Genomic DNA, 2,559 nt, shown 5'->3' on the forward strand with positions numbered 1-2,559 from the left:
CATACGTTTTTTGCCAAACTATTGAGCCTTTTTTGTCTAGTTTTAATACCCAATAATCAAGGTTTCCAAAGCAATTCGTGGTTTTTTCACCTGATATACCTGAAGCTGATGAACCCGCCAAAATATATCCCCCATCTTTGTCTTTAATAATACTTTGCAGTTTTTCTTGTCCAGCTCCGCCAATTGTTTTTTGCCATTCTTCACCACCTTTAGCATTAAGTTTAATAATCCAAAAATCATCCTGTCCTCTTGTAGAATCTTTTTTATCAAAATCTTTGTCGGAAGCAGATACTCCTGCCAAAATAAATCCTCCATCATTAGTCAAAGCAATGCTTTGTAGAAAATCTAAACCGGAACCTCCAAAACTTTTTTGCCAATCCATATCACCTTTTTCATCCATTTTCCATACCCAATAATCTAAATTACCTCGATTATCATCAGTCTTATTACCCGTTTTTTTTGAGAGTGAACTACCTGCTAAAATAAATCCATAATCAGGAGTAGGAATTACATCCGATAAATATTCAGCAAACTTCCCTCCATAACTTTTTTCCCAAAGAATATCTTGGGCAAAGAGTGATTTTGTACTACTTAAAAATACAACAGTACATATGCTGAGGTATTTGAATAATTGAAATTGGTTTTTCATAAAAAAAGATTAGAGTTATTATTTTGAAAAGATAACAAGTCCTAAAATTGTATTGTTACACTAAAAGTGTACATTTTGTTAAATTTTCGTTTTCAATATCGGAAATGAAATTGGAACAAAACTCCCCACTAATGGGTATTTTTGAGTGTCTTTTTTCTTATTTTTTAATCTTTAAAAATGAGATGAAAAACCTATTAAGCTTTATATTTAAAGGGTTTTATTGTTTTTTGCACCAAAAAATAGTGTCAAAAAGAACAATTACAAATCTTCTAAGAATGAAGAAACTAAACAAAAAAATATACATGAAAAAAGCCGTGCTACAATTCTAGACTGCAACACGACTTGTAAATTGGCTTATTAAATTACTTTTTAAGTTTCGCCTTAACTACTCTCCCTCCTTTAACATAGCGATACCCTTTCTTTAAAGTTCCGTCTTTTTTGACACCTTCTCGAACAATTACTCTACTACATAATTTTTTTGCTGAAATTTTCTTTTTACTTTTCGATTTTGCTTTTTTGCTTACCATGATTTTGAATTTTAATTATTTAACTTTAAACGATAATTTTCTTTTACTTTTTGATTCTGTCGGTTCATTAACTACCTTTTTGTAATACATCGAGTATTTAAAAGTCAGGTCATTCCCTCTATTTTTTTCAAGTGTAGCAAACCTTTGTTTAGGGTCTTGATGCGAGGAACAATGAATTACAGAAGTTGGATTGTGTGCCATCTTATTACCGCCATACATTGCCCCGTTTTCTTTCACTTGAGATATAAAACACCAAATTACTTTTGGATAAGTGGTTCTTAAAAAATTGAGTTGGTCGGCTGTAATTTTTAAATCCGTAACGGAATCCGCAATAATGACTTTAACCACTTTACAGAAATCCTGTAACTCTTCAAATGGCTTTTCTAAATAACCTTTTATAGCTATGAACTTCCTGCCTTTCTCGGTAGTATTTCTATTAATACTACGATGCAGTTCTTTACTCTCAATCCCACCTTGCTCGTAATTGATATATGCTAGAGGTGTTTCTTGCTCTCCAAAAGCGTTAGCAATCTGCATGGCCAACTGTGATTTTGAACTGTGCTTATTCCCTTTAATCAGGATTAGTGCTTTGTGTGGCTGTTGCTTTTGCAAAAACTTCCCAATCTCTCCGCCCAATACAAAAACATCTTTAGCTTCTTTTGGTGCGGAATTGGCAGAAACAAAGCCCAATTTTTCTAATTGATTTAAACTTTTATTCTGATCCAAATTGGGTTGTCTTTTACTTACCCTAGTTGCATTTTTTTTTGTTGCCGGCACAACTCTTTTTTTCTTCTCTTCAGTAGCTTTTTTGGCTTTTGCTTTTGCCCTCAATCCTGCAAATAAATCCAATTGCTCCCCTTGTTTAGATTTGCTTTTGACTTTACTTTTAGGAGTTCTTTTTACAGGAGTTTTAACCGCTACTTTTTTTACTGGAGTTGTGTTTTCTTCTTCCTCTTCTTTTTCAGCATCCGAATTTCTGTTCAGAATATAATTGACCGCCTTTTGAGATTGTGCCGAAGCTTTGAGGAAAAAACGGTTGTCGTTCTCTAATTCATTTACTAAAACCTTGTTCCAACTTTTAAGATATTTAGCTGAGTTCTCTTTGGTCTGAAATAAAATCCCTGCCTCTGAACATAAAAATACTGCTCCTAGTTCTGCAATAAGTTCTTCATAAGCATAATTCTTACTACCAAACTTTCCTGAAAAATCTCTATCCAATCGCTTCTTTGCACCTGTTGAGTGTGTCAGCTCGTGAAAGTAGGTGCAGTAATACGATGCCTCTTTGTTAAAAGCATTTATTTTAGGCATATTGAGCGTATCGGTGGCAGGTTGATAATAGGCTTTATCCCCAACAAAAGTATAAATAGGTGGGTTTTTATACCC

General features: G+C 33.5%; 2 protein-coding genes and 1 pseudogene. All 3 read right to left on the reverse strand.

What is annotated here, in order from left to right; genetic code table 11:
* Positions 1-649 (reverse strand): annotated as a pseudogene (locus tag V7D82_RS13645) (T9SS type A sorting domain-containing protein); the annotation flags it as partial.
* A 362-nt stretch (positions 650-1,011) separates the two neighbouring features.
* Complete coding sequence (locus V7D82_RS13650; protein ID WP_333601503.1) at positions 1,012-1,176, reverse strand: hypothetical protein; 165 nt, start codon at positions 1,174-1,176, stop codon at positions 1,012-1,014.
* Between the two features lie 15 nt (positions 1,177-1,191).
* The coding region (locus V7D82_RS13655) for a zincin-like metallopeptidase domain-containing protein (RefSeq protein ID WP_333601504.1) at positions 1,192-2,559 on the reverse strand (1,368 nt) is incomplete at its 5' end.

Origin of the sequence: Flavobacterium sp., assembly GCF_036741995.1 — a bacterium.
Taxonomy (GTDB): domain Bacteria; phylum Bacteroidota; class Bacteroidia; order Flavobacteriales; family Flavobacteriaceae; genus Flavobacterium.

What these genes read in the sequence shown, in the direction of transcription:
- V7D82_RS13650 (WP_333601503.1), bottom strand. Translation starts at nt 1,176, where the DNA reads ATGGTAAGCAAAAAAGCAAAATCGAAAAGTAAAAAGAAAATTTCAGCA.